This is a genomic window from Streptosporangium sp. NPDC050148, from assembly GCF_055586505.1.
The window spans coordinates 87,166-109,239 of record NZ_JBVJIA010000007.1; the positions used below are offsets into that span (position 1 = coordinate 87,166).

Sequence of the window (22,074 nt, forward strand, 5' to 3'; positions counted from 1 at the left end):
CTCGTCCGAGGTGTACGCGCCGGCGGTGGAGGATGTCACAGCACGTGCTCCCTCATCCAGGCCGCGAACGTCTCCCGGTCGCGGCTGATCTCGTCCCAGGCGAGGTAGAAGTCGTTGTCTCGGCCGGAGTACCCGGCGCTGTAGGACGGGTGCGAGCCGCCGGGGACCTCGCAGACACGGGTGATCGCCCAGCCCGGCAGCACGATCGCGCCCGGCCGCGGCTCCAGCTCCTCGACGATCTCCTCCACGGTGACCAGCGAGCGGCGGGCGGCCAGGACGGCCTCCTTCTGCACGCCGGTGATGCCCCACAGCTGCACGTTGCCCTGACGGTCGGCGCGCTGGGCGTGCACCACCGCCACGTCGGGGTTGATCGCGGGGACGGCGGTCAGCTCCTCGCCGGTGAACGGGCAGGTGATGGGCTTGATGTTCGCGGTCCTGCCGGGCAGGTCGGTGCCCCGGTAGCCGCGCAGCACCGCGAAGGGGAGCCCGGAGGCCCCGGCGACGTAGGCGTTGGCGATGCCCGCGTGGCTGTGCTCCTCGATCTCCAGCGGACCGGGCCAGCGGTTCTGCACGGCGTCGCGGAAGCGGTGCAGCGACCCCACCCCGGGGTTGCCGCCCCAGGAGAAGACCAGCCTGCGGGCGCAGCCCATCCCGATGAGCTGGTCGTAGATCAGGTCCGGGGTCATCCTGATCAGCGTCAGGTCGCGGCGCCCCTGCCTGATGATCTCGTGACCGGCCGCGTAGGGGATGAGGTGGGTGAACCCCTCCATCGCCACGCTGTCGCCGTCGTGCACGAGGTCGGCCACCGCCTCGGCGAGCGGAACCACCGTGGCCATCGATCCCCTCCCGGTGTTCGCCATGCGAACGGATGTTCTTCCATCGAACATATCCGTCACGCCTTCGGACGGTCAACCCGGCCGGGGACGTGCGGGCGACGGGGATACGGGCTCGGCCGGTGCGGGATCGCCGGTGGCCGGTGGCCGGTGCTCGGTGGCCGGGCGGGTTCTCTCGGGCGGTGGGCGCCTTTCCCGGCGGGGTCTCCGGGGACGAGTCCGAGCAAATTGTTGGTACTACCAACGGTTATGGTATCGTCCGGACATCAAACGTTGGTAGCACCAACGTTTGGGCATCGAACGCGTTCTCCTGGAGTCACCACCATGATCAAGCCGTTCCGCATCGACATCCCCCAGGCCGACCTCGACGACCTGGCCGACCGCCTCTCCCGCACCCGCTGGCCCAACGAGGTCGCCGACGCCGGATGGGACTACGGGTTCCCGCTGGCGCGCCTGCGGGAACTGGCCGAGTACTGGCGCACCGGCTACGACTGGCGGGAGCACGAGGCCAGGCTCAACGAGCTTCCGCACTTCACCACCGAGATCGACGGCCAGAACATCCACTTCGTCCACGTCCGGTCCTCGAACCCGGACGCGCTCGCGCTGGTCCTCACCCACGGCTGGCCCGGTTCGTTCCTGGAGTTCCTCGAGGTGATCGAACCGCTCTCGCGCGACTTCCACCTGGTGATCCCCTCCATCCCCGGGTACGGCTTCTCCGGGCCGACCCACGAGCGCGGCTGGGACATCGTCCGGGTCGCGCGGGCCTGGGCCGAGCTGATGGGCCGTCTCGGGTACGAGCGCTACGGCGCGCAGGGGGGCGACTTCGGCTCGGGCATCTCGATGGCGCTCGGCGCCGTGGCACCCGAGCGGGTCGTCGGGGTGCACGTCAACTACCTGCCGACCCGGCCGGTCCCGGACGCCGACGTCGAGCTGTCCGAAACGGACGAGGCGCGGCTGGACAAGGTCAGGCAGCTGATGGCGAGCCGTCCGCCGTACCAGGCCCTGCAGGCCACCACCCCGCAGACCATCGGCTACGCGCTGACCGACTCGCCGGTGGGCCAGCTGGCCTGGATCGCCGAGCGCTTCGCGCAGTGGACCGACCCTCGATCGCCGATCGACGACGAGCGGATGCTCACCGACATCTCGCTGTACTGGCTGACCGCCACCGCGGCCTCCTCGGCCCGGCTGCACCGCGAGGCCCCGAGGCGGATCGAGCCGTGCCCGGTGCCGGTCGGCGTGGCGGTGTTCGCGTACGACATCACGCAGTCGGTACGGCCGCTGGCCGAGCGGCTGTACGACGTCAGGCACTGGTCGGAGTTCGAGCGCGGCGGCCACTTCGCCGCGATGGAGGTGCCGGAGCTGCTCGCCGAGGACGTCCGGGCCTTCTTCCTCGCCCTTGTCGCGTCCGGCCTCCCGATCGCCACCCGCTGACGGGCCGGCGGGACCGTCGTGCGGAGAACCGGCCCCGGTCACGCCGCTGTCCCTGTGACCGGGTCACGTCGTGTCCACCCTTGAACCGATCCCGGCCACCCCTGGCCCCCGCGGCCGGAACGCGTCGTACCGACCCTTCATCCGGCCGGCCGGGAGCGCTGTGGGAAGGTGAGGCGGTGTCCAAAGAGGTGTATGTGTCGCGTTTGTCGCGAATGTCGTGGGCGGTGCTCGTCGCGGGATTCGTGCTGGCCTCGCTCAACCTGCGGCCCGCGCTGGCGGGGGTCTCCCCGGTGCTGGACGAGATCATGGACGACCTCGGGCTGAGCGCCGCCGGGGGAGGGGCGATCACCACGGTCATGGTGGCCTGCCTGGGCGTGCTCGGCCCGCTCGCGCCGCTGCTCGCGCGCCGCTTCGGCCTGGACCGCACGCTCCTGGCCGGGCTGCTGCTCGTCGCCGCCGGGGTGGTCCTGCGCGCTGCCGGAGGCGTCCCCGCCCTGTACGCGGGCGCGGCCGTCGCCGGTACGGCCATCGCCGTCATGAACGTCGTGATGCCCGGCGTGGTCAAGCAGCACTTCCCCGGCCGGGTCGGGCCGTTCACCGCGGTCTACGTCTCCGGCCTGGTGCTGGGAGCAGCCGCCGCGTCCGGGCTGGCGGTCCCGCTGGAGCGCGCCACCGGGTACGGCTGGCGCGAGGTGACCGCCATGGCCGCGATCCCGGCGCTGGCGGCCGCGGCGCTCTGGCTGCCCCAGGCGTTGCGCCGCCCCGCCCGCTCCGAGGCCGCGCCCCGGCCGTTCGCCCTGCTGCTGCGCACCCGGGTGACCTGGTACGTCACCGTCTACATGGGCCTGCAGTCGCTGACCTTCTACATCATGCTGGCCTGGCTGCCGACGATCTTCCAGGACGCGGGCCTGCCCGCCGACCAGGCCGGGTACATGCTCAGCCTCACCAACCTGGCCCAGGTGGCGGCCACCCTCACCGTCCCCGTCCTGGCGGGCCGGGCGCGCTCGCAGGTGACCTACGTCACGGCCGCGACCGTGCTGACCGTGGCCGGATACCTCGGCGTGCTCCTCGCCCCGGCCACCCTGCCGTGGCTGTGGATGGTCGTCCTGGGGGTGGGACAGGGCGCCTCGATCGCGCTGGCCCTGCTCATCATCACGCTGCGCGCCCCCGACCCGGTCTCGGTGACCGCGCTGTCGGCCGTCGCCCAGTCCTTCGGGTACGTGCTGGCCGCCCTCGGCCCGCTCCTGGTCGGCGCGCTGCGCGAGAGCTCGGGCGGCTGGACGCTGCCGCTGCTGGCCGGGCTGGGCGCGTGCGGCCTGCAACTGGTGGCCGGTTTCCTGGCGGGCCGCCCGATCGTGGCGTCCGTCCCGCTTTCTTCGCGCATCGTTGTTCCTCCGGCCACCTGAGTCTTCTACCGTCCTGGGCATGATCCGTAGGCTTCTGGCCGCGGCGCTGGCGGTCCTCGCGACCGGTACCGTCGCCGTTGTGCTGCAACGACCCGAACCCGCCTCCGCCGACCTCCGCGGACGCGCCCCCCTCGTCATCGGCCACCGCGGCGCCAGCGCGCACCGGCCCGAGCACACGCTGCTCTCGTACGAGGCCGCCATCGCGCTCGGCGCCGACTACATCGAACCCGACCTGGTCTCGACCAAGGACCACGTGCTCGTCGCCAGGCACGAGAACGAGATCGGCGGCACCACGGACGTCGAGAACCACCCCGAGTTCGCCGGTCGCCGTACGACCAAGACCATCGACGGCACCCCGGTCACCGGCTGGTTCACCGAGGACTTCACGCTCGCCGAGCTGAGGACCCTCCGGGCCGAGGAGCGCATCCCTGACCTGCGCCCCGACAACACCGCCTTCAACGGTCTCGCGCAGATCCCCACCTTCGACGAGGTCGTCCAGCTCGCGCGGCGCCACGGCGTGGGCGTCTACCCCGAGACCAAGCACCCGAGCTACTTCGACTCCATCGGCCTCTCCCTGGAGGAGCCGCTGCTGGAGGTGCTCGGCCGGCACGGCTGGAACGGGCGGCGCGCCCCGGTCTTCATCCAGTCGTTCGAGACCGCCAACCTGCGCGAGCTGAGCAGGAAGACCAGGGTGCCGCTGATCCAGCTGATCACCGCCACCGGTTCCCCGTACGACTGGATCGCGGCCGGTGACCCGCGCACCTACGACACCATGGTCACCCCCGCCGGACTGCGCGAGGTCGCGGGCTACGCGGCCGGTATCGGCGTCGACACCCGGCGTCTCGTGCCCGTCGGCCCCGACGGCAGGCTCCTGCAGCCCACCACCCTCGTCAGGGACGCCCACCGGGCCGGCCTGAAGGTCCACACCTGGACGGTCAGGAACGAGAACGCCCAGCTCCCGGTGGACTTCCGACTCGGCAACCCGGCCAGCCCGGCCTACCCGCGCGCCACCGGAGACGTGATGGGCTGGCTGGAGAAGCTCTACGGCCTCGGCCTGGACGGCGTCTTCGCCGACGACCCGGGGGTGGCCAGGGCGGTCCGGGAACGGGTGAGCTGACCCTCCCCTTTCGTTCCCCTCCCTACCTCGGTCCCGCTGCTCCTCCCGGTCCCGCTGCTCACCACTCCCGGTCCCGCTGTTCCTCGGTCTCGCCGATGGCGGCGGGACCGGGGTGGTGGGCGACGGCCTGGAATCCCCCGCCCTCCTACGGGTGGGGGAGAGGTCATACGCGGGAGTGGAGAGCCGCGTCGGCCGGGCGCGGGCCTCTGCGGGACCGGGGCAGGACGGCCAGCCCGGCCAGGAACAGGGCGCAGGTCAGCAGGATGAGCTGCACGTCGTAGCGGAGGTCCTTGGTGGGCGTCAGCATGTTGCCGATGTGGAAGCCGGTGTGCACGCCGACCGCCATCCAGACCGCGCCACTGCGGGCCCGTGCCGCCGTGCAGGCGAAGCCCAGGGCGGTCGCCTGCACGACGTAGAGCAGTTTCTCGGCGACGCTGTCGGCCGGGCTCTGAGAGACGATGTGCAGGACACCGAAGCCCGCCGACACGACGAACAGGACCATGCGCGGCGAGAGGCGGCCCGAGAGCGTGTCGAACAGGTGCCCCCTCCAGAGCAACTCCTCGGGGAACGCCTGGCCGAGAACGACGAACGCGACCGCGAGCGCGATGTAGGGCGGCGTGGGCGCCACCCCCTGCTCCCACGACGCCCAGGTGGCCACGCCCAGCGCCACCGAGAGCGCGTTCCCGGCGACCATCGGCACGACGCCGATGAGGATGCCGGCCGGCAGGTGCCACGCGGCCGACCAGGACCGTGTCAGCCGCACCCCCGACCAGCTCTGACGGCCCAGGTAACGGCGGATCGCGTACACCAGGGCGATCGAGGCGACCGTGATGCCGAGCATGCCCAGCGGTCTGTAGAGCGGATTCGCCCGGTCCATCAGCAATGTGACGGGCAACGTGCCGGCCAGGACCTGGACGAACATGGCGGCCATCGTTATCGGTACGGCCCAGACGGGGCGAGTGGCTCTCATGGACGGTAACCCTAGGAACGGACACCGTCCGGCACATCGAGCGGCGGATAGAGACGACCATGACCTCGGTCATGGTGACCGTGGGGGGATCACCCGCGGGAGTCCGGCGGCCTAAGGTCGTGACATGCCGCGTTTGGACTGGCTCCGCGACGACGACCGGCCCTTCCTGTTCACCGTCGTGTTCTGGAGCGTGCTCGTCGCCACCGCCGTCGCGCACGCGCTCTCTCCCAGCGTCCCGCTCGCCCGCGTGCTGACCGGGCTGAACCTCGCGCTGGTCGCGGGCCTGTGGCTGGTGCTGCCGTGGGACCTGTCACGGGGCCGCCACTTCGTGGCCCCGATGTTCCTGGTGGCCACCCTGCTGCTGGGGGCCACCGGTTCCAACGGCACCCACACGCTGCTCCCCCTCATCGCCGTCGCCAACCTCGCCTTCCTGTACGGCATGCGCGCCGCGTCGGTCATCCTGACGTCACTGGGGGTGTGCCTGTTCGCGGCCGTCCCGCTGCTCTTCGGCAAGCCCGTCCTCGACGGGCTGGCCCAGGTCGGCAAGATGGCGATGTTCTCCGTGTTCGTGCTGGGGATGGCCTCCTCCACGCTGGCGGCGCGCCGCAGCCGCGAGGAGACACGGCGCCTGCTGGGACGGATCAGGGAGCTCGCGGTCGCGGAGGAACGGGCGAGGATGGCCGCGGAGATGCACGACTCGATCGGGCACCACCTGACCGTGATCAAGATGGACCTGGAGAACGCCGAACGCTTCCGCGAGCGCCGCCCGGAGGCCGCCTGGGACGAGGTGCGCCATGCCAAGGAGCTGACCGTCGAGGCGCTGACCGACGCCCGGCGCTGGGTGCGCGCGCTGCGCCCGCTCGCCCTGGACGGACGGGTCGGCAGCGCGGCGCTGGAACGGCTGGCCGCCTCGTTCGACGGCACCGGCATCACGGTCACCTTCGAGGTCGAGGGCACGGAGCACCGGCTGGAGGCCGACGTCGAGCTGGTGCTGTACCGGGTGCTGCAGGAGGGGCTGACCAACGCGCTGCGGCACTCCCGGGCACTGCACGTGACCGTCAGGCTCGTCTTCGGCGAGGCGAGGACCGTGCTCGTGGTCACCGACGACGGCAAGGGCGCCGACGAGCGCTCCAGGCGGGGCTTCGGGCTGACGTCGCTGACCGAGCGGGCCCGGGCCCTCGGAGGTACGCTGACCGGCGGCAACGCCCCCGAGGGCGGGTTCGCGTTACGGGCCGAGCTGCCGGTCGCGCCGGCCGGGGTGGGGAGGCGGTCATGAGCCCGATCAGGATCATCCTGGTCGACGACCAGGTGCTGATGCGCCAGGGGCTGCGCAAGCTGCTGGAGGTCGAGCCCGGGATCGAGGTGGTGGGGGAGGCGGCCGACGGGGTGGAGGCCCTGCGGGTGGTGGCGGCGACCGACCCGGACGTGGCCCTGGTGGACGCGCGGATGCCCGGGATGGACGGGGTGGAGCTGATCGTCCGGCTCTCCGCCGAGCACCCGCGGGTGGCCGCGATCGTGCTCAGCACCTTCGACGAGGACGACTACATCTTCGGCGCGCTGCGCGGCGGTGCCCTCGGCTACCTGCTCAAGGACTGCTCCCCCGAGGAACTGGTCTCGGCCGTCCACCGGGTCGGCCGGGGGGAGACCGTGCTCGGCGCCCCGGTGGCCGCCAGGCTGGTCGCCGAGCTCCGGCACGCACCCGCGGCGGGCGGGGGGCCGCGGGCGGAGAACCTGCTCGCCGCCCGCTTCCGCGGACAGGAACTGCTCTCCACCCGCGAGGTCGAGGTGGCCAGGATGGTCGCCCAGGGAGCCGCCAACCGGGAGATCGCGGCCAGGCTGTTCATCACCGAGGGCACGGTCAAGAACCACGTCTCCAGCGTGCTGCGCAAGCTGGGCCTGCGCGACCGGATCCAGCTCGCCCTGCACCTGAAGGAGTGACGGTGACCGGATCCTTCCCGCCCTGCACCTGAAGGAGTGACGGTGACCGGATCCTTCCCGCCCCCGGGAAGGGGCCGCGTGCCGGGGACGGGGCATGGTGGACGTTGCGGGTCGTGCCCGGTGCCGTCAGCGGATCTCGGCGCCGTACACGTGGTCGACCGTCATCACCATGAGCACCCTGCGGTCGGCCACCACCACCGACCGGTACTCCTCCCAGTCCGGGTGCTCCCCGGCGGCGAGGCGGTAGTAGTTCACCAGTGCCTCGACCTCGGGGCCGTGGGGGTCGGTTCCCGGGCCGGTGAGCGTCGCGATCCCCTCGGCGGTGGCCCAGGACAGGCCGTCGGGGCCGGTGACCTCCAGCGTGGCACGCGGGTCCCGGCGCAGGTTCGCCGTCTTGGCCTTTCCCTCGTTCATCGAGACGTGGACGAGCTCGGTCTTGCGGTCGTAGAAGGGCATGACGGGGGAGAGCTGGGGACGGCCGTCGGGCTTGATCGTCGCGAGGACACCGAGCCGGCTCTCCGCGAGCAGCGCGCGCGGGCTGAACGGAGCGGCGGTCATGTCCGGGACCGGGTGCTGACCGGACGCCGCCCGATCCCGGAGGTTCCGGCGGTCCCGGAGGTCCCGGGCCGGTGGCCGGCCGCGCCCGCGCCCCCGCGACGGGCGTACGTGACCGGCCACCGGCCGTTCGCGGAGGTTCCGGGCCGGTGGCCGGTCACGCCCGCGCTCCCGCGGTGGGCGTGCGGAACTGCTCGATCATCGCCGCGTAGCCGTCACCGCCCCGCCCGTCGGCCACGGCCCGCTCGGCCAGGGCCTTGACCAGCCGGGGGAACTCGGTGCTGACGCCGAGGGACTCGCTCTCGTGGACGAGGTGCTCCATCGCGGCCAGGTGGGTGCCGATGGTGGCGTCGGGGGCCGGGTACGCGCCGTCGTCGATCTGCTGCGCGTAACCGGCCACCCAGCCGGCCACGGTGGCGATCCCGGTCGTCGCGACCGGGGTGAACGCCGTGGCCTTCACGCCCGCGGCGCCGAGCAGGGCGGCACCCTGCAGGAAACCGTTGAGGATGCCCCACATCAGTCCCAGCACGGCCACGTCGTACAGCGACGACAGGGCATGGTCCTCACCGAGGTACGTCGTGCCCGCGCCGAGAACCCTCAGGGCCGGCTCGTGCGGGTCGAAGGCCGATCGCGGCCCGCTGTAGAGGATGACGGCCTCGGTGCCGATGCCCGGAGGGGCGGCCAGGATCGCGCCGTCGAGATAGGCGCCGCCCTTCTGCTCCACCCGTTCCGCGGTCTCGCGGGCCGTCCGCGACGTGCCGGACGTCAGGTTCACCAGGACCCGGCCGTCGAGGACGTCACCGAAGGAGTCGAGGAGTTCCCGTACGGCGTCGTGGTCCGCGACGCAGACGATCACGAGCGGAGCGGCCGTGACGGCGTCGCCGGGTGAACCGGCGAGCTTCGCGCCCTGGGCGACGAGGGGCTCGGCCTTCGCCGCGGTGCGGTTCCACACGGTCGTGGGGTGTCCCGCGCGCAGGAACGCCTCGGCCAGCGCCCGTCCCATCAGCCCCAGGCCGAGGACCGCCACGGGAGCGGGGCCGGTGTCGCGATCCTGCATCATGTGCTCCTTCTTAGGAGAATCGGTGCTCATGGCAGAATCCTCAACGTTCATACCGGTATGAAGGTCAAGGGGGAGCGGGCATGCTGATCGGGGAGCTGAGCCGGCGGACCGGCGTCCACACGCACCAGCTGCGCTACTACGAGGCCCAGGGGCTGCTGGAGCCCGACCGCGCCGCCAGCGGTTACCGCGAGTACGGCGACGACGCCGTCCTGACGGTGATCCAGATCAGGAAGCTGCTCCAGGCCGGCCTGTCGAGCCGGCAGATCGCGTACCTGCTGCCCTGCGTCACCGGCCCTGCCCCCGATCTGGAGCCCTGTCCCGAGCTCCTGGACACCCTGCGAGCCCGCCTGTACGGGCTGGACGAGCAGATCGACGCGCTCAGCCGCTCCCGCGACGCCCTGCGCGACTACATCGACGTCACCGAGCGGCGGGTGTCACCGCACTACCCGCCGTGCGACGCCACCGCGCCGGAGCCGGTACCGGCACGATGACCGGAGCCGGTACCGGCACGATGAGCCGCTCGCTTCCCGATCACGGCCGGGCGCCGAGGGCCCGCGCGACCGTGAGGCTGTCCTCGTAGATGTGGTAACGGGTGACGAGCCCGTCGGCGACGGTGAGGTGCAGGGCGAACGGGGAGGTGTACGCGACCCCGGTGCTCCGTACCGTCTGCACGATCTCGCCGAGCACGACGGCGTCCGCCCCGTCGACCAGGACGTGCGACACCGACGTGCCGTTCAGCTCGGGCACGTGGTGGGCCTCCAGCGACCGGAAGTGGTCCGCCACGTCGGTCCTGCCGGACCGGGGACGGATCCACGGCACCTCGGGGTGCCCCTCGTCGGGCCAGCTCAGCAGCCAGTCGACCGGCTCGGCGAACAACTCCGCCGTACGGTCGTGATCCCCCTCGGTCATCCGGCGCATCAGTTCTTCCACGGTGCTGCGGGTCTCGCTGCTCATACGCCCAGCCTTTCGGACCGGGCCCGGCCCGTCGATTACCGCCAGGGTAAGGCGGCTTCGGGGTCCCGGGCGGTGAGGACCCGTCCGGGACCGGGACGGGTCGCTCCTCGTCGCGTGGACCTCAGGCGACCCCCGCCATCTGCTCGGCGTCGTCCATGGGACGCAGCTCGTCGGCGTAGCTGACCGAGACGCGGCGCATCACGCCGCTGTCGCTGATCGAGTACTGCCCCAGCCGCCAGAGCGGTGGCGAGTAGGCGTGGATCGAGACGCTGCCGTGCACCGCGCCGGTCAGCCGGTGGATGTGGTCGGGTCCGAAGGAGAACGACTCGCCCTCGGAGACCACGGTCTCCAGGTGCTCGCCGCCGATGCGCGGGTTGCACTCCAGCAGCGTCCCGGCCACCACCCGGACCGCGCCGGAGGAGGTGTCGTGGTCGTGCCAGCCGGTGTCGTCCTCGGGGCGCCAGCACAGCAGCCAGACGTCCACGTGCGAGTCGCGGTAGAGGGAGGCGAAATGGCGTCCGCCCTCCTCGGGGAACTCCACCTGGTCCCGCCACCGGGACGGGTCGGCGGCCAGCTCGTTGACCAGGTCGAGGAGTTCACGCCGGTCGAGGGCGCGGGCGGGCAGCGACTCGTAGCTCATCGGGTTCCCCCGGCGGCCCGACGGGACGGACCGGAGCCGGGCGTCCCGGCGTGCGGACCGGGCCCGCCGGCCCGTGCTCGCCCCTCGCGGGTGAACGTCGCCCGGGGCGCACAGCTCTCGCGGCCCCGGGACTGGTTCGTTTGCTTCATGTGCGCGACTCCTTTCCGTTCAGTAGACGGCCGGGATTGGTGACCGCGATGGCGTGCCAGGCGGCGTCGCCGAGCGCGGGGTCCGGTGCGGTGGCGTAGGGGCGGTCGGAACCGCTGACCACGACGTCGACGCCGAGTTCGCGGACGATCGCGTCGACGGCGCGCGGGCCGTAGGAGGAGGTCTCCAGGAACAGGTCGGTGTCGACCCGTCCGCGGCCCTCGCCTCCCCGGTTGGCCAGGCGCTCCGAGTGCAGCGGGGCCAGCCCGGCGAGCAGCGCGAAGCAGACCCGCAGGCGGGGGTGGCGGGCGCGGCCGAAGGCGGTGAAGGCGTACCAGGCGGCGTGCATCTGCTGCACGTACGGCACGACCGCGGGCCACCAGCCGGGCTCCCCGGGCCCGGAAGCGGCCCGGGCGGCCCGGGCGACGGGGGCGACGGGGGCGACGGGGGCGGGGCCGGGGTGCACGAAGAGCGGCAGGTCGCGTTCGGTGAGCACGTCGAGCAGCGGGGCGACCCGGTCCAGGCCCTCGGCGTCGGACACCGCGGTCGCGGGGAGCTGGAGGCCGGCGAACCCTCGTCCGGTGAACCCCTGGACGGCACCTCGCGCGCCGTCCTGACCGGCGCCGGCCGTGTCGAGGGTCTTGGCCAGCCTCGCCGGGTCGATCTCGCCGAGGCAGGTCGCCGCCCAGGCGCCGAACGGCGCGGGCAGGGCGAGGGCGTCCTCGTGGTAGGCGTCGATGACGGGCCAGGACTCCTCGGGCGGCAGCGACTCGACGCCGAGCGGGCTGGACAGGGAGACCAGGGCCAGGTCGAGGTCCGCGTCCAGCGCCAGCCTGCGGGTGAGGTCGTGGGCGGCGGGATCGACCCGGTAGGGGGGCTCGCCCTCCAGGTGGAGGGTCCAGCCGTCGAGGAAGGGCGCGGTCGTGCGGCGCCTGAGCGCGTCCACGAACGCGGGCGTCCACAGGTGCTGGTGAACGTCGACGGGCATGGGTCGATCCCCTCCTCTCCGGTGTTTCGAGGTATTACCTACCTAGAATATAGGTAACCCCTCCCACCGCACCACACATCCATGTGATGCGTTTCAGTGAACCGTTTCAGTGAACCGCTTCACCCGAAGCGCTGTCAATCCCCGCGAGAGCCGTGATCGTGTTCCGGCACGCTTCCGCAGGCCCCTGGCAATAGGCTGGACCGATGCCTCAGCCTCGGAAACGAGCGACCATACGCGAGGTGGCGAAGGCCACCGGTCTGTCACCCGCCGCCGTGTCGTACGCCCTGCGTGGCATGCAGGTCTCGGAGGAGACCATCGAGCGGGTACGCCGGGCCGCGGCCGAGCTCGGGTACGAGGCCGACCCCATCGCCCGCGCGCTGGCCAGCGGCAGGACCGGGATGATCGGCCTGCTCTGCGGCTCACTGGAGGACCTCTGGCAGCAGGCGCTGGCCGTCGGCATCGGCCGCGCGCTCAAGGACAACGACCGCTACGCCCTGATCCTGGACGCCGCGGGGGACCCGGCCAGGGAGCACACGCTCGCCAGGCAGCTCCGCGACCAGCGGGTGGACGCGCTGATCGTGCAGCCGGTCGACCCGGCGGCGCCGCTCTGGGCCGATCTGTGCGACGGGCTGCCGGTGGTGTCGATCGGCGACGCGCTGGCCGGGGGACGGTCGGCGGGCGAGGTCGTCTTCGACAACCGGGCCGGGGTCACCCTCGCGCTGGAGCACCTGCGCGGCCGAGGCCACCGGCGCATGGCCGTCCTCACCTCCACCCGGGCCAGCACCCCCGACCGGCCCGCCGACGTGCACGTCATGGCCGAGGCCGAACGGCTGGGCCTGGAGATCGGGACGGTCACCGCCCCGCAGTCGCTGGCGGCGGCCACCCGGGTCGCCGGTGAGATGCTCGACGCCGGGCACCGGGCGTTCTTCTGCTTCGCGGACTCGATCGCCTACGGCGTCTACGCGGCCGCGGCCGAGCGGAAGCTGGGCATCCCGTCGGACGTGTCCGTGATGGGCTACGACGACCACCCCATGTCGGGCCTGCTCACCCCCGGCCTGACCACGGTCGACTGGGACATCGACGGCATCGTCCGCGCCGCCGTCCGGATCGTGGTCGCCGCCGCCGACGGCAACACCCGCCGCCGTCGCATCGTGCAGTCGCCCCAGCTGCGCGAACGCGGCTCGGTGGGCTGACGCGCCGGACCGGCCGGCAGCGGGTCCGGCCGACCGTCCCGAGACCCCTCCCGGACTGCCGGTGATCGGAACGGGGAGGTCAGGGGGCCAGCGAGGCCAGCAGCGCGCGGGCCGCGTCGAGGTCGCCGTCGAGCGGGCGGTCGCCCGTCGCCGGGTCGAGCGGCACGTCGCAGGGGATCCCGCGCAGCCGCAGCGCCCGTACCGAGGCGACCAGCTCGCACGCCAGGACGATCTCCAGCGGTTCGACGGCGGCGAGCGAGGAGCGGGCCGCCTGCGGGGTGAAGCTCGCGTGGTCCTCGGTCCCCAGCGAGAGCACGGCACCCCCCAGGGTGACCGGGGCGGCCAGGTGGCGCAGCTCGCCCAGGGCCGAGTGCGCGACGTACTCCAGGATCATCACCCCGGACAGCCCGGGGCGTTCGGCGAGGAAGGGCAGGAGCCCGGTGTGCGCGGGGTCGTTCAGGGTGGCGAGCCTGGCGGCGCTGAGCGTCGCGGTCTGCACGAGCGCGGCCCGCAGGGCGTCCAGGGCCAGCGCCACCCGCGCCGAGTGGAAGTTGCCGTTGTGCCAGGCCCGCCCCCCGGCGATCAGCGGGTTCTCCGGGGACGCGTTCATCTCCTCGGTGACGGTCCGCTCCGCCCGCCCCAGGGCGTCCAGCGCCGCCCCGTGCACCTGCGGGAAGGCGCGGTACCCGTACGGGTCCTGGACGCGGCGCGGGGTGGTGAGCCCGACCAGGGCCCGCAGGCCGGCGGCGACCGAGGTCTGTTCGGGGCCGCGCTGCACCTGGGGCGAGAGCGGCTCCAGCGAGCCCTCGACGGCCCGGAAGGAACGGGCCGCGACCGCGGTGGCCGCGGCCAGCAGGAGCCGCAGGCGGTGACAGGCCAGCGCCGCGTCCGCCAGCGTCGCCGCGCCCGAGCTGATGAAGGGCAGCGCGTCGGAGGAGGCGAGCGCGAAACGCGGCACGGCCTCCCCGCTGCGTCCCGGGGCCGGGCCGCCGCCGGGCCCGGTGCCCGCCGAGGGCAGGCCCGCCGACGGCGGCGTCCAGGCGATCTCCCCCAGCAGGCAGAGCGCGGTGGTGGCCAGCGCGGTCAGGTCGCCGGTGCCGATGGCGCCGTACCCGCGGATCGGTGGCGTCAGGCCCTGGTTGACGGCGGTGGCCAGGACGGGCAGCAGGGCGGGATCGACCCCCGAGCCACCGGCGAGGAGCTGGTTGAGCCGGACGACGAGGGTGGCGCGGGCGCGGGTCTCGCCGATCGGCGGCCCGGCGCCGCCCGCGTGGCTGCGGAGCAGGTCCAGGCCGGAGCCGTCGGTCTCCACGTCCTTGTTGGCGCCCACGCCGGTGGTCCGGCCGTACACCGGCCCGTCGAGCAGGGCGGCCGTCCGCCAGGCCGCCTCCGCGGCGGCGGTGGAGCCCAGCTCGATCCCGGAGCCGTTCGCCGCCCGGTCGACCTGTTCGCAGGTCAGGTGGGCGCCGTCAAGGACGAAGGTCATCTTCTCGGTCCTCCGGGTCGTCTCGGTGTCCTCGATCGCCTCGGCCGTCTCAGTCGCCGAGGATCAGGTCGAGCACCCAGCTGATCAGGCCGATGAGGATCGCGCCCCAGAACGCGGGCCAGAACCCCGACACGTGGAAGGGCAGGCGGAGCTGCTCGGCGATCCAGCTGGTCAGCAGCAGCAGCCCCGCGTTGACCACCAGGGCGAACAGGCCGAGCGTGAGGACGTAGAAGGCGCAGCCGAGCAGTTTGATGATCGGCTTGAGGACCGCGTTGACGATCCCGAAGACGAAGGCGACGGCGACGAGCGTGCCGATCTCCCTCAGCGGGGTTCTCGCGGAGACCGCGATGCCGTCCACGAGCTGGGTCGCCGCCCACAGGGTGGCCGCCACGGCCAGGATCTTGATGAGAATTTTCACGTTTCGGCATCCTCGCATGGATGATCAAACGGACGATGAATCCGTACTCCAAAGGTGGACATATACAAATACTGGTGAGTTTTCCGGACCGCCGCGCAGCCGCCGGACCTCGGCGGGCACCGCGGAGGCCGCGAGCGCGGTGACCGGCCCGCTGGACCGGAACCCGGTTCCGTGGAGAGTGTCGCATCCGTGACCGTACGTGGTCGCGAAAGCGGCGAGTCCCGGCAGGAACCGTCCGCCCGCGGACGGGGAGAACCGTCCGGAGATGGGAAGGCCCAGGTGAGAAGCCCGGATCACGGGGTGGGGCAGCGAAGGGGCGGACATGTCCGAGAACAGATCGTCCACCGGCCGTACGGTCTCCCGGGAGGTACGGCTCGTGTCGCGCCCCTCCGGTCCGCCGGTCCCGGAGAACTTCGAGCTCGCCGAGACCGACCTGCCCGCCCCCGCGGACGATGAGATCCTCGTCCGCAACCTCTTCATGAGCGTCGACCCCTACATGAGGGGGCGCATGAACGAGGGCGAGTCCTACGTCCCGCCCTTCCGGATCGGCGAACCGCTCGACGGGGGCGCCCTCGGCGAGGTCGTCGTCTCCCGCGCGCCCGGACTGTCGCCCGGGGACGTGGTCTACCACGGGTACGGCTGGCGCGAGTACGCCGTCCTCGACGCCGGGCGGGCCCGCCCGGTCGAGGAGACGCCCGGCGTCCCGCTCTCGGTCCATCTCGGCGCCCTGGGCGCGACCGGCCTGACCGCGTACGTGGGACTGCTCGACATCGCCGGCCTGAAGGAGGGGGACGTGGTGTTCGTGTCCGGCGCGGCCGGGGCGGTGGGCAGCCTGGCCGGGCAGATCGCCCGCCTGAAGGGGGCCTCGCGGGTGGTGGGCAGCGCCGGATCACCGGAGAAGATCGTCCACCTGCTCGACGACCTCGGCTTCGACGCGGCCTTCGACTACCATGACGGCGCGATCGACGAGCGGCTCGCCGGGGCCGCCCCCGGCGGGATCGACCTCTACTTCGACAACGTCGGCGGTGACCATCTGCGGGCGGCCATCGGCGCGCTGAGGACGTACGGCAGGGTCGCGATGTGCGGGGCGATCTCCGCCTACAACGCCACCGGTCCCGTACCGGGCCCGGACAACCTGGGCCTGGCCGTGGGGAAGCGGCTCACCCTGCGCGGGTTCATCGTCTCCGACCACCTGGACCGGATGCCCGACATGGTCGCCGAGGTGGGCGCCTGGATCCGCGAGGGCAGGCTGGTCTTCACCGAGACCGTGGTGGACGGCCTGGAGAACGCCCCCACGGCCTTCATCGACATGCTGGGTGGCGCCAACACCGGAAAAATGGTGGTCCGGCTGGGCAACCGAGGCACGTACCGAGATCGCGCATGACGTCCGCATTCTGGGGGCAGAAGGGGCGTGAGGGGGTGGGTCTGTTGGAGACGGACGAGCTTGAGGCGCTGTCGGCCCAGGAACTGCATGACCGCGCGGTCCACTACGCCGTGCACCACGGAGATCTCGGCTTCCTGTGGGAGCTGCTCACGCTGATCCCGGCGGCGGAGGCGTCCTCGGGGAACGAGGATCAGACGACCAACGACCTCAGCCGGGTCTCGGCGCTGCTCAGCGACGCCATGGCCTCGGGCCACGGGGAGCTGGGCGAGGCGCTGCGGCCGTTCTACATCGACTACCTGTCCAAACATCCGGAGACTTGAGCCCTTTCCCGCGGGTCATCCCGATGTCCGGCCCTCTGTAGGGTGATCGGCGGATCCGGGGCAGTCCGAGCATCCGGGACAGGCCGAGGGAGGACACCATGGCGCGGGTGAGTGTGGAGCGGACCGAGGACGGTTTCGTGGCGCGCAACGACCGCGGGGCCGAGGTCGCCATGGGCGGTGGTGACGAGCAGGGGGCGTTCACGCCCGTCGAGCTGCTGCTCGCGGCGCTCGGCGGCTGCAACATCGTCACCGTGGAGCCGCTGACCGCCCAGCGCGGTCACCGCATGGTCCGCCTGGCGATGACCGTGCACGCCGAGAAGGTCGAGGCCACCCGGCTGGGGCCGATCACCATCACCTACGACGTGGAACTGCCCGAGGGCGACGAGAAGGCCGGGGAGGTCCTCGACGCGGTGGCCCGCCGGGTCGAGGAGAAGTACTGCACGGTGAGCCGGGCCCTGAGGGAGACCACCGAGGTCCGCCTCGAACTCCCCTGAGGGGGCGCCGGGCGGTCCCGGGGCTCCGGGCCGGTTCCCGGCCGGAGGCTGCAGGTCCAGGGTTCTGGGTTCAGGGTTCTGGGCCGGGGCTCTCGGCCGAAGGCTCCGGGTCCAGGGCTCCGGTTCCGGGGTTCTGGGCCGGGGCGGGCGACCGGCCGGGGCTGTCGACCGGGACGAGCCAGGCGATAGCCGCCGAACCAATGAAATCGAAACCCGAACCAATGGGATCGACGCTCCGGAGGCCGATTTTCGCGTGTCAGGCGGAGATGGCGGCCCTTCGGTGATACCGGGTCAAGGTTGGGTGTAGGCGCAAAATCAACCTTTGGATGACGCGCACGTTACATTTGGCCAGGTAGTGTGGTTGCAGGTCGAGGGGGTTGGGAAGCCTCCGGAACCGCAAGAGCCTTTCACCGGATAAAGGGCGCGAGGGGGATCGCGTTCCTAGCGGAGCCGCCGGAGTCTTGGGGGAGACGAAGGCACAGCCCGCAAAGAGATCGGGGTCGGACAGTTGGGGGACTGTCCGGCCCCGAGTCTTGTCCGGGGCCGGAACGATGATCGAGGCACCGGCCGGACGGCGCGTTGCGAGGGAGATCGATCCGAGATCAACCGGGGTGCGGGCGCGTCGAGGCTGCTGCTAGAGTTACCTCCGTTGCGGGCGCCGCTAGCTCAGTTGGTTAGAGCAGCTGACTCTTAATCAGCGGGTCCGGGGTTCGAGTCCCTGGCGGCGCACCACGATCAGAAAGCCCAGGTCGGCACGTCCGGCCTGGGCTTTCCCCGTTCCCGCGCGCTCCCCGGCGAGAGCGGGCGCGTGACCGGGCGGGCTCCGTTTACCGCTCGCCGGCCGGGGCTTCCTACGATGCCGGTATGGAAGTGCTGAGCGAGCAGGAGTGGCGGCGCCGGGATCTGGCGCACCGGGACCGGGTCGGGGCCTGGATCGGGCCGCATCTGCGCCGTGGCCGCGAGCGGGTCGCCCATCCGGTCGAGGACTTCCTGTTCACCTACTACAGCTTCCGGCCCGGACGCCTGCTGCAGTGGCATCCCGGGGCCGGTGTGGTCCTGGCCGGGGCCCGCTCCTTCGGGACCCATTACCGCGACTGCGCCGAGGGCGCCGTACTGGATCTCGACGAGGTCCTGCCCCGGCGCACGGCCGTGATCGGCTGGATCCGGGACCTGCTGGCCGCCACCGCGAGCAGGCCGCCGCACCTGGGCTGTTTCGGGATGCACGAGTGGGCGATGGTCTACCGGACGCCCGAGGAGGAGATCCGGCACTCCTCCTTCCCGCTCAGGCTCTCTCCCGAGCGGATCGAGGAGATCGTCGACCGGCGCGGGGTGCGGTGCGGCCACTTCGACGCGTTCCGTTTCTTCACCGCCCCGGCCCGCCCGCTCAACACGATCCAGCCGACCCGCGAGCTCCAGCGGGAGCTGGAGCAGCCGGGCTGCCTGCACGCCAACATGGACCTGTACAAGTGGGCCTACAAGCTGTCGCCCCTGGTCGGCAGCGAGCTGGTCGCGGACTGCTTCGCGCTGGCCCGCGACATCCGGACCGTGGACATGCGGGCCAGCCCGTACGACCTGAGCGCCCTGGGGTACCGGCCCATCCAGGTGGAGACCACCGACGGGCGCGCGGAGTACGTGACCGCCCAGCGCGGCTTCACCGAGCGGGCCGCCCCGCTGCGCGAGCGGCTGCTGCGGGAGTGCGACCGGCTGCTTGCCCTGACCTGAACGGCCCGTCCCGCCGAGCATGCCGCCGTCGTTCCGGAAGACCCGGCCGAGCGCGTCGCGGTCATGAAGAAGATCATGAAGCAACCGATCGGGTGACCGGCCCACCGGTCTGCGCCGGTGGGCCGGTCGCATCACGGGGCCGGGCGTCGCTGTGCGTGGCGCGCGGCTCCCGCGCGTAGGGAATCTTCCCGAACGGCTGGCGTCCGGAAGGGGACTGTTAGTAAGGTTTCTTGTTAATAACGTGCTATCCGTCGGCCGTTGGACATGTTCCGCCTCCCATTTCCCCCTTTCTGGAGGAGTCGACGTGCGTTTGCGCAACAAGATCATCACTGCCGGTACCGCCGTGGTCAGCGCGGGATCACTGCTCGTCCTGCTGCCGTCCGCCCCGGCCGTCGCCCACGGATCCATGTCGAACCCGCCCAGCCGGGCCTACGTCTGCAAGACCGAAGGTCCCGAGACCGCCAAGTCCGCGGCCTGCAAGGCGGCCGTCGCGGCGGGAGGCACCCAGGCGTTCTACGACTGGCACGAGGTGTCCCGCCTAGAGGCCGGCGGCAACCACCGTCAGATCATCCCCGACGGCCAGCTCTGCGGCGCGGGACGTGACAAGTACCGCGGGCTCAACCTGGCCAGGACCGACTGGCCCGCCACCCGGGTCTCCACGGGCCCGCTGACCGTCACCTACCACGCGACCGCGCCGCACGCGAACAGCAACTTCGAGTTCTACATCACCCGGCAGGGCTATGACCCGTCCCAGCCGCTGCGCTGGTCGGACCTGGAGCACATCAGGACCTTCAACAACCAGAACCCCACCCAGTTCACCAACTGGACGATCAACCTCCCGCAGCGGAGCGGCCGCCACATCCTCTTCTCGATCTGGCAGCGCGTCGTGGGCAGCACCGAGGCCTTCTACACCTGCTCCGACGTGGAGTTCGGCGGCGGTGGCCCCGGCCCCTCGCCGACCCCCACCCCGACCGTGACCCCCACGGTGAAGCCGACCCCGACCCCGACGCCGACCCCGACGCCGACGAGCCAGCCGGGTGGCAGCTGGAGGGCGGGCACCGCCTACACGGCGGGCACCCAGGTGACCTACGGCGGCGCGACCTACCGGTGCCTGCAGGCGCACACCGCGCTGGACGGCTGGGAGCCGCCGAACGTCCCGGCCCTGTGGCAGCGTCTCTGATCCGGTCCGTGCCCCGGTGAGACCCGGCCGGAACGGACCGCGACCCGCGGCCCGTCCCGGCCGGGTCCGTCGTCCTTCGAAGGAGTTCCGATGAGGAGTGCGGTACCGGCGGTCGTGTTCGGCGTCCTGCTGCTGTCCGGCTGCGGCGCCCACGACGTCCAGCAGCTCCGCGGCGCCTCGGGTCACGGAGCGCACGGCGCCTCGGCCCCGACCACCACGGTCACCACGGGCGCCCCGGCGTCCGGCACGCCCGGTGCCCCCGCGTCCGGTACGCCGGGCACCTCCCCGTCCGGCGCGTCCGGGCACGGGGAGCACGGCGGCCACGACGGGACCGGGGCCGGCGGGGGAGTGCCCAGCCCCTCTCCGGCGCCACCGGTCGGGACCGCCGCGGGAGTCGCCTTCAACGCCCCGGACGTGATGTTCCTGCAGATGATGGTCCCGCACAACACCCAGGTGGTCGGACTGGTGCGGCTGGTCCGCGGGCGGGAGGTCCGTCCCGAGGTGCGGGAGCTGGCCGAGGCGATCGGGGTGACCCAGGAGCGCGAGGCCGCCTCGATGGCCGCCCTGCTGGCCGCCTGGGGGCAGCCCGCGACCGCGGAGGACGACGAGCACGCCGCCCACGGCGGGATGCCCGGGGTGAGCCAGGAGGAGATCGAGGCGCTCACCTCCGCCCCACCGGCCGAGTTCGAGAGGAGGTTCCTGGACATGATGATCGCCCAGCAGGACGACGCCTCCCAGATGGCCAAGGTGGAGGTGGCGACCGGGTTGCACTCCCAGGTCACCGGGATGGCCAGGCGGGTCGACGTCTCGCGTACCGCGCAGGTCGCGCAGATGCTGGCCCTGCGCGGCCGGTAGGGATCCGCCCGCCCGTACGGCGGGAGGATCCCCGCGGGACGACGGGCCGCCTGACGGCCGCGGGAAGGCGCCGACAGGGACATGCCTCCGCCGGTGACGTTTGAGATCCGTGTGGGGGATAGATGGTCAGATGTTGGCTCGAAGGAGGAGATCCCATGACCATCGCAGGCGGCATCATTCTCATCATGCTCGGCGCCATCCTCACGTGGGCGGTCGAGTTCGACATCGCCGGATTCGACATCAACGTCGTCGGTGTCATCCTCATGATCGGTGGCCTCGCCTGGCTGCTGTTCGCCGTCTACCGGCTCAGCCTCGCCCGCCGGGCGGTGGCGGACTCCACGGCGACCGCGGTCATCGACGACCCGGTCGTCCAGCGCCGCGTCTACGAGGAGCGCCGCTACAACGACCCGCCGGTGGTGTGATCCCCCGGGGGAGCCACGGCAGGGCGGAGATCCGCCGGTCCTTGATCGGGTCGGATCCGTTAAGAACCTCTCCGGGCGGGTAACCGTCCTTTCTCGGTAGAAGCGAACGGAGGACAGGACGTTGAGCAGGGTCGTATCCCGCGGCGCGAGTGCCGCGAGCGGAATGCTCGGTGGTGCCATCGCCGGCGCCATCTTCAAGCAGGTCTGGAAGTTCGCCTCGGGTAAGGACGACGCGCCTCAGGCGACGAACGAGGAGTACGGCTGGCGCGAGGTCCTGGTCGCCGCCGCCATCCAGGGGGCGATCTTCGGCGTGGTCAAGGCCGCGATCGACCGGTCCGCCTCACGGAGCATTCACAGGGCCACCGGCAAGTGATCCCATGAGAGCCACCACCGGCGGCTGAGACCGGTCGAGCCGGTGACACCGGTCCGGCGCCAGGAGCCCCGGCCCTCCACGGAGGGCCGGGGCTCTCGCGCGTCCGGACGGCCTTTCCGCGTCCCGCACGAACCGAGGACGGAAACGGTCCCGTACGAGCCGGAGGGCCGGGGACGGTCCCGTACGAG

At 72.1% G+C, this 22,074-nt stretch carries 24 protein-coding genes and 1 tRNA gene; 16 read left to right on the plus strand and 9 right to left on the minus strand.

Annotated elements, in window-relative coordinates; genetic code table 11:
• Positions 1-35: 35 nt before the first annotated feature.
• Positions 36-836: a CoA transferase subunit A gene (locus tag ACZ6RT_RS09730; protein ID WP_399186304.1), complete on the minus strand. Its 801-nt coding sequence runs from the start codon at positions 834-836 to the stop codon at positions 36-38.
• A 321-nt stretch (positions 837-1,157) separates the two neighbouring features.
• Here ACZ6RT_RS09730 and ACZ6RT_RS09735 point away from each other — a divergent pair, with 321 nt between their 5' ends.
• The 3 genes from ACZ6RT_RS09735 to ACZ6RT_RS09745 all read left to right on the plus strand — a co-directional run bounded on the left by ACZ6RT_RS09735 (position 1,158) and on the right by ACZ6RT_RS09745 (position 4,787).
• Complete coding sequence (locus ACZ6RT_RS09735) at positions 1,158-2,264, plus strand: epoxide hydrolase family protein (RefSeq protein WP_470152834.1); 1,107 nt, start codon at positions 1,158-1,160, stop codon at positions 2,262-2,264.
• 194 nt (positions 2,265-2,458) lie between these two features.
• On the plus strand, positions 2,459-3,670 hold the full coding sequence (locus tag ACZ6RT_RS09740) for a CynX/NimT family MFS transporter (protein ID WP_470152835.1): 1,212 nt from the start codon (positions 2,459-2,461) through the stop codon (positions 3,668-3,670).
• A 19-nt stretch (positions 3,671-3,689) separates the two neighbouring features.
• The gene (locus ACZ6RT_RS09745; RefSeq protein WP_399186302.1) at positions 3,690-4,787 is read left to right on the plus strand and encodes a glycerophosphodiester phosphodiesterase; all 1,098 of its coding nucleotides are present in this window, start codon (positions 3,690-3,692) and stop codon (positions 4,785-4,787) included.
• A gap of 163 nt (positions 4,788-4,950) precedes the next feature.
• On the opposite strand, the gene ACZ6RT_RS09750 is transcribed toward ACZ6RT_RS09745, so the two are convergent.
• Positions 4,951-5,757, minus strand: coding sequence for a lysostaphin resistance A-like protein (locus ACZ6RT_RS09750; protein ID WP_399186301.1), 807 nt, complete (start codon positions 5,755-5,757; stop codon positions 4,951-4,953).
• A 124-nt stretch (positions 5,758-5,881) separates the two neighbouring features.
• Here ACZ6RT_RS09750 and ACZ6RT_RS09755 point away from each other — a divergent pair, with 124 nt between their 5' ends.
• Both ACZ6RT_RS09755 and ACZ6RT_RS09760 read left to right on the plus strand, forming a co-directional pair.
• Positions 5,882-7,033, plus strand: coding sequence for a sensor histidine kinase (locus ACZ6RT_RS09755; RefSeq protein WP_399186300.1), 1,152 nt, complete (start codon positions 5,882-5,884; stop codon positions 7,031-7,033).
• Positions 7,030-7,695 carry a response regulator gene (locus ACZ6RT_RS09760; RefSeq protein WP_470152838.1) on the plus strand — a complete coding sequence of 222 codons (666 nt, stop codon included), beginning with the start codon at positions 7,030-7,032 and terminating at the stop codon, positions 7,693-7,695. Before ACZ6RT_RS09755 ends, ACZ6RT_RS09760 begins: the two co-directional genes overlap by 4 nt.
• Positions 7,696-7,821: 126 nt before the next feature.
• Here the strand turns inward: ACZ6RT_RS09760 and ACZ6RT_RS09765 are convergent, their stop codons facing one another.
• Positions 7,822-8,253, minus strand: a complete 432-nt coding sequence (locus ACZ6RT_RS09765) for a PPOX class F420-dependent oxidoreductase (RefSeq protein ID WP_399186298.1) — start codon at positions 8,251-8,253, stop codon at positions 7,822-7,824.
• Between the two features lie 154 nt (positions 8,254-8,407).
• On the minus strand, positions 8,408-9,340 hold the full coding sequence (locus ACZ6RT_RS09770) for an NAD(P)-dependent oxidoreductase (RefSeq protein ID WP_470152840.1): 933 nt from the start codon (positions 9,338-9,340) through the stop codon (positions 8,408-8,410).
• Positions 9,341-9,390: 50 nt separating this feature from the next.
• On the opposite strand from ACZ6RT_RS09770, the gene ACZ6RT_RS09775 reads away from it, so the two are divergent.
• Positions 9,391-9,801: a MerR family transcriptional regulator gene (locus ACZ6RT_RS09775; protein ID WP_399186296.1), complete on the plus strand. Its 411-nt coding sequence runs from the start codon at positions 9,391-9,393 to the stop codon at positions 9,799-9,801.
• A 40-nt stretch (positions 9,802-9,841) separates the two neighbouring features.
• Here the strand turns inward: ACZ6RT_RS09775 and ACZ6RT_RS09780 are convergent, their stop codons facing one another.
• From ACZ6RT_RS09780 to ACZ6RT_RS09790, 3 genes are all read right to left on the minus strand, one after another.
• Positions 9,842-10,264 carry a nuclear transport factor 2 family protein gene (locus tag ACZ6RT_RS09780; RefSeq protein WP_399186295.1) on the minus strand — a complete coding sequence of 141 codons (423 nt, stop codon included), beginning with the start codon at positions 10,262-10,264 and terminating at the stop codon, positions 9,842-9,844.
• Positions 10,265-10,385: 121 nt separating this feature from the next.
• Entirely contained in the window at positions 10,386-10,904 is a 519-nt protein-coding gene (locus ACZ6RT_RS09785) for a cysteine dioxygenase (protein ID WP_344894638.1), read from the minus strand.
• Between the two features lie 145 nt (positions 10,905-11,049).
• On the minus strand, positions 11,050-12,039 hold the full coding sequence (locus ACZ6RT_RS09790; protein WP_399186294.1) for an amidohydrolase: 990 nt from the start codon (positions 12,037-12,039) through the stop codon (positions 11,050-11,052).
• A gap of 239 nt (positions 12,040-12,278) precedes the next feature.
• Between ACZ6RT_RS09790 and ACZ6RT_RS09795 the strand changes: the two genes are divergently transcribed.
• Positions 12,279-13,232, plus strand: a complete 954-nt coding sequence (locus tag ACZ6RT_RS09795; RefSeq protein WP_344894644.1) for a LacI family DNA-binding transcriptional regulator — start codon at positions 12,279-12,281, stop codon at positions 13,230-13,232.
• Between the two features lie 79 nt (positions 13,233-13,311).
• On the opposite strand, the gene ACZ6RT_RS09800 is transcribed toward ACZ6RT_RS09795, so the two are convergent.
• The gene (locus ACZ6RT_RS09800) at positions 13,312-14,718 is read right to left on the minus strand and encodes an aromatic amino acid lyase (RefSeq protein ID WP_470152843.1); all 1,407 of its coding nucleotides are present in this window, start codon (positions 14,716-14,718) and stop codon (positions 13,312-13,314) included.
• 49 nt (positions 14,719-14,767) lie between these two features.
• Positions 14,768-15,136: a phage holin family protein gene (locus ACZ6RT_RS09805; RefSeq protein WP_470152844.1), complete on the minus strand. Its 369-nt coding sequence runs from the start codon at positions 15,134-15,136 to the stop codon at positions 14,768-14,770.
• Between the two features lie 322 nt (positions 15,137-15,458).
• Here ACZ6RT_RS09805 and ACZ6RT_RS09810 point away from each other — a divergent pair, with 322 nt between their 5' ends.
• The 9 genes from ACZ6RT_RS09810 to ACZ6RT_RS09850 all read left to right on the plus strand — a co-directional run bounded on the left by ACZ6RT_RS09810 (position 15,459) and on the right by ACZ6RT_RS09850 (position 21,886).
• Complete coding sequence (locus tag ACZ6RT_RS09810; protein ID WP_470152846.1) at positions 15,459-16,520, plus strand: NADP-dependent oxidoreductase; 1,062 nt, start codon at positions 15,459-15,461, stop codon at positions 16,518-16,520.
• Positions 16,521-16,555: 35 nt separating this feature from the next.
• A complete protein-coding gene (locus ACZ6RT_RS09815) occupies positions 16,556-16,840 on the plus strand; it encodes a hypothetical protein (protein WP_470152847.1) in 285 nt (94 codons plus the stop codon).
• A gap of 98 nt (positions 16,841-16,938) precedes the next feature.
• Complete coding sequence (locus tag ACZ6RT_RS09820) at positions 16,939-17,334, plus strand: OsmC family protein (RefSeq protein ID WP_399186289.1); 396 nt, start codon at positions 16,939-16,941, stop codon at positions 17,332-17,334.
• A gap of 655 nt (positions 17,335-17,989) precedes the next feature.
• Positions 17,990-18,066 (plus strand) — tRNA-Lys (locus tag ACZ6RT_RS09825).
• A gap of 132 nt (positions 18,067-18,198) precedes the next feature.
• Positions 18,199-19,056 carry a 3-methyladenine DNA glycosylase gene (locus tag ACZ6RT_RS09830; RefSeq protein WP_399186288.1) on the plus strand — a complete coding sequence of 286 codons (858 nt, stop codon included), beginning with the start codon at positions 18,199-18,201 and terminating at the stop codon, positions 19,054-19,056.
• A gap of 304 nt (positions 19,057-19,360) precedes the next feature.
• Complete coding sequence (locus ACZ6RT_RS09835; RefSeq protein WP_470152849.1) at positions 19,361-20,236, plus strand: lytic polysaccharide monooxygenase; 876 nt, start codon at positions 19,361-19,363, stop codon at positions 20,234-20,236.
• A 90-nt stretch (positions 20,237-20,326) separates the two neighbouring features.
• Positions 20,327-21,091 carry a DUF305 domain-containing protein gene (locus tag ACZ6RT_RS09840; RefSeq protein WP_470152851.1) on the plus strand — a complete coding sequence of 255 codons (765 nt, stop codon included), beginning with the start codon at positions 20,327-20,329 and terminating at the stop codon, positions 21,089-21,091.
• 155 nt (positions 21,092-21,246) lie between these two features.
• Positions 21,247-21,513 carry a DUF6458 family protein gene (locus tag ACZ6RT_RS09845; protein WP_399186285.1) on the plus strand — a complete coding sequence of 89 codons (267 nt, stop codon included), beginning with the start codon at positions 21,247-21,249 and terminating at the stop codon, positions 21,511-21,513.
• Between the two features lie 121 nt (positions 21,514-21,634).
• Positions 21,635-21,886: a DUF4235 domain-containing protein gene (locus tag ACZ6RT_RS09850; protein ID WP_399186284.1), complete on the plus strand. Its 252-nt coding sequence runs from the start codon at positions 21,635-21,637 to the stop codon at positions 21,884-21,886.
• Positions 21,887-22,074 lie beyond the last annotated feature (188 nt).

Excerpts from the sequence above, each read along its gene's own strand:
- ACZ6RT_RS09730 (WP_399186304.1), bottom strand. The coding sequence starts at position 836 with ATGGCCACGGTGGTTCCGCTCGCCGAGGCGGTGGCCGACCTCGTGCAC.
- ACZ6RT_RS09735 (WP_470152834.1), top strand. The coding sequence starts at position 1,158 with ATGATCAAGCCGTTCCGCATCGACATCCCCCAGGCCGACCTCGACGAC.
- ACZ6RT_RS09745 (WP_399186302.1), top strand. The coding sequence starts at position 3,690 with ATGATCCGTAGGCTTCTGGCCGCGGCGCTGGCGGTCCTCGCGACCGGT.
- ACZ6RT_RS09750 (WP_399186301.1), bottom strand. The coding sequence starts at position 5,757 with ATGAGAGCCACTCGCCCCGTCTGGGCCGTACCGATAACGATGGCCGCC.
- ACZ6RT_RS09755 (WP_399186300.1), top strand. The coding sequence starts at position 5,882 with ATGCCGCGTTTGGACTGGCTCCGCGACGACGACCGGCCCTTCCTGTTC.
- ACZ6RT_RS09760 (WP_470152838.1), top strand. The coding sequence starts at position 7,030 with ATGAGCCCGATCAGGATCATCCTGGTCGACGACCAGGTGCTGATGCGC.
- ACZ6RT_RS09765 (WP_399186298.1), bottom strand. The coding sequence starts at position 8,253 with ATGACCGCCGCTCCGTTCAGCCCGCGCGCGCTGCTCGCGGAGAGCCGG.
- ACZ6RT_RS09770 (WP_470152840.1), bottom strand. The coding sequence starts at position 9,340 with ATGAGCACCGATTCTCCTAAGAAGGAGCACATGATGCAGGATCGCGAC.
- ACZ6RT_RS09775 (WP_399186296.1), top strand. The coding sequence starts at position 9,391 with ATGCTGATCGGGGAGCTGAGCCGGCGGACCGGCGTCCACACGCACCAG.
- ACZ6RT_RS09780 (WP_399186295.1), bottom strand. The coding sequence starts at position 10,264 with ATGAGCAGCGAGACCCGCAGCACCGTGGAAGAACTGATGCGCCGGATG.
- ACZ6RT_RS09785 (WP_344894638.1), bottom strand. The coding sequence starts at position 10,904 with ATGAGCTACGAGTCGCTGCCCGCCCGCGCCCTCGACCGGCGTGAACTC.
- ACZ6RT_RS09790 (WP_399186294.1), bottom strand. The coding sequence starts at position 12,039 with ATGCCCGTCGACGTTCACCAGCACCTGTGGACGCCCGCGTTCGTGGAC.
- ACZ6RT_RS09800 (WP_470152843.1), bottom strand. The coding sequence starts at position 14,718 with ATGACCTTCGTCCTTGACGGCGCCCACCTGACCTGCGAACAGGTCGAC.
- ACZ6RT_RS09810 (WP_470152846.1), top strand. The coding sequence starts at position 15,459 with ATGTCCGAGAACAGATCGTCCACCGGCCGTACGGTCTCCCGGGAGGTA.
- ACZ6RT_RS09820 (WP_399186289.1), top strand. The coding sequence starts at position 16,939 with ATGGCGCGGGTGAGTGTGGAGCGGACCGAGGACGGTTTCGTGGCGCGC.
- ACZ6RT_RS09830 (WP_399186288.1), top strand. The coding sequence starts at position 18,199 with ATGGAAGTGCTGAGCGAGCAGGAGTGGCGGCGCCGGGATCTGGCGCAC.
- ACZ6RT_RS09840 (WP_470152851.1), top strand. The coding sequence starts at position 20,327 with ATGAGGAGTGCGGTACCGGCGGTCGTGTTCGGCGTCCTGCTGCTGTCC.
- ACZ6RT_RS09845 (WP_399186285.1), top strand. The coding sequence starts at position 21,247 with ATGACCATCGCAGGCGGCATCATTCTCATCATGCTCGGCGCCATCCTC.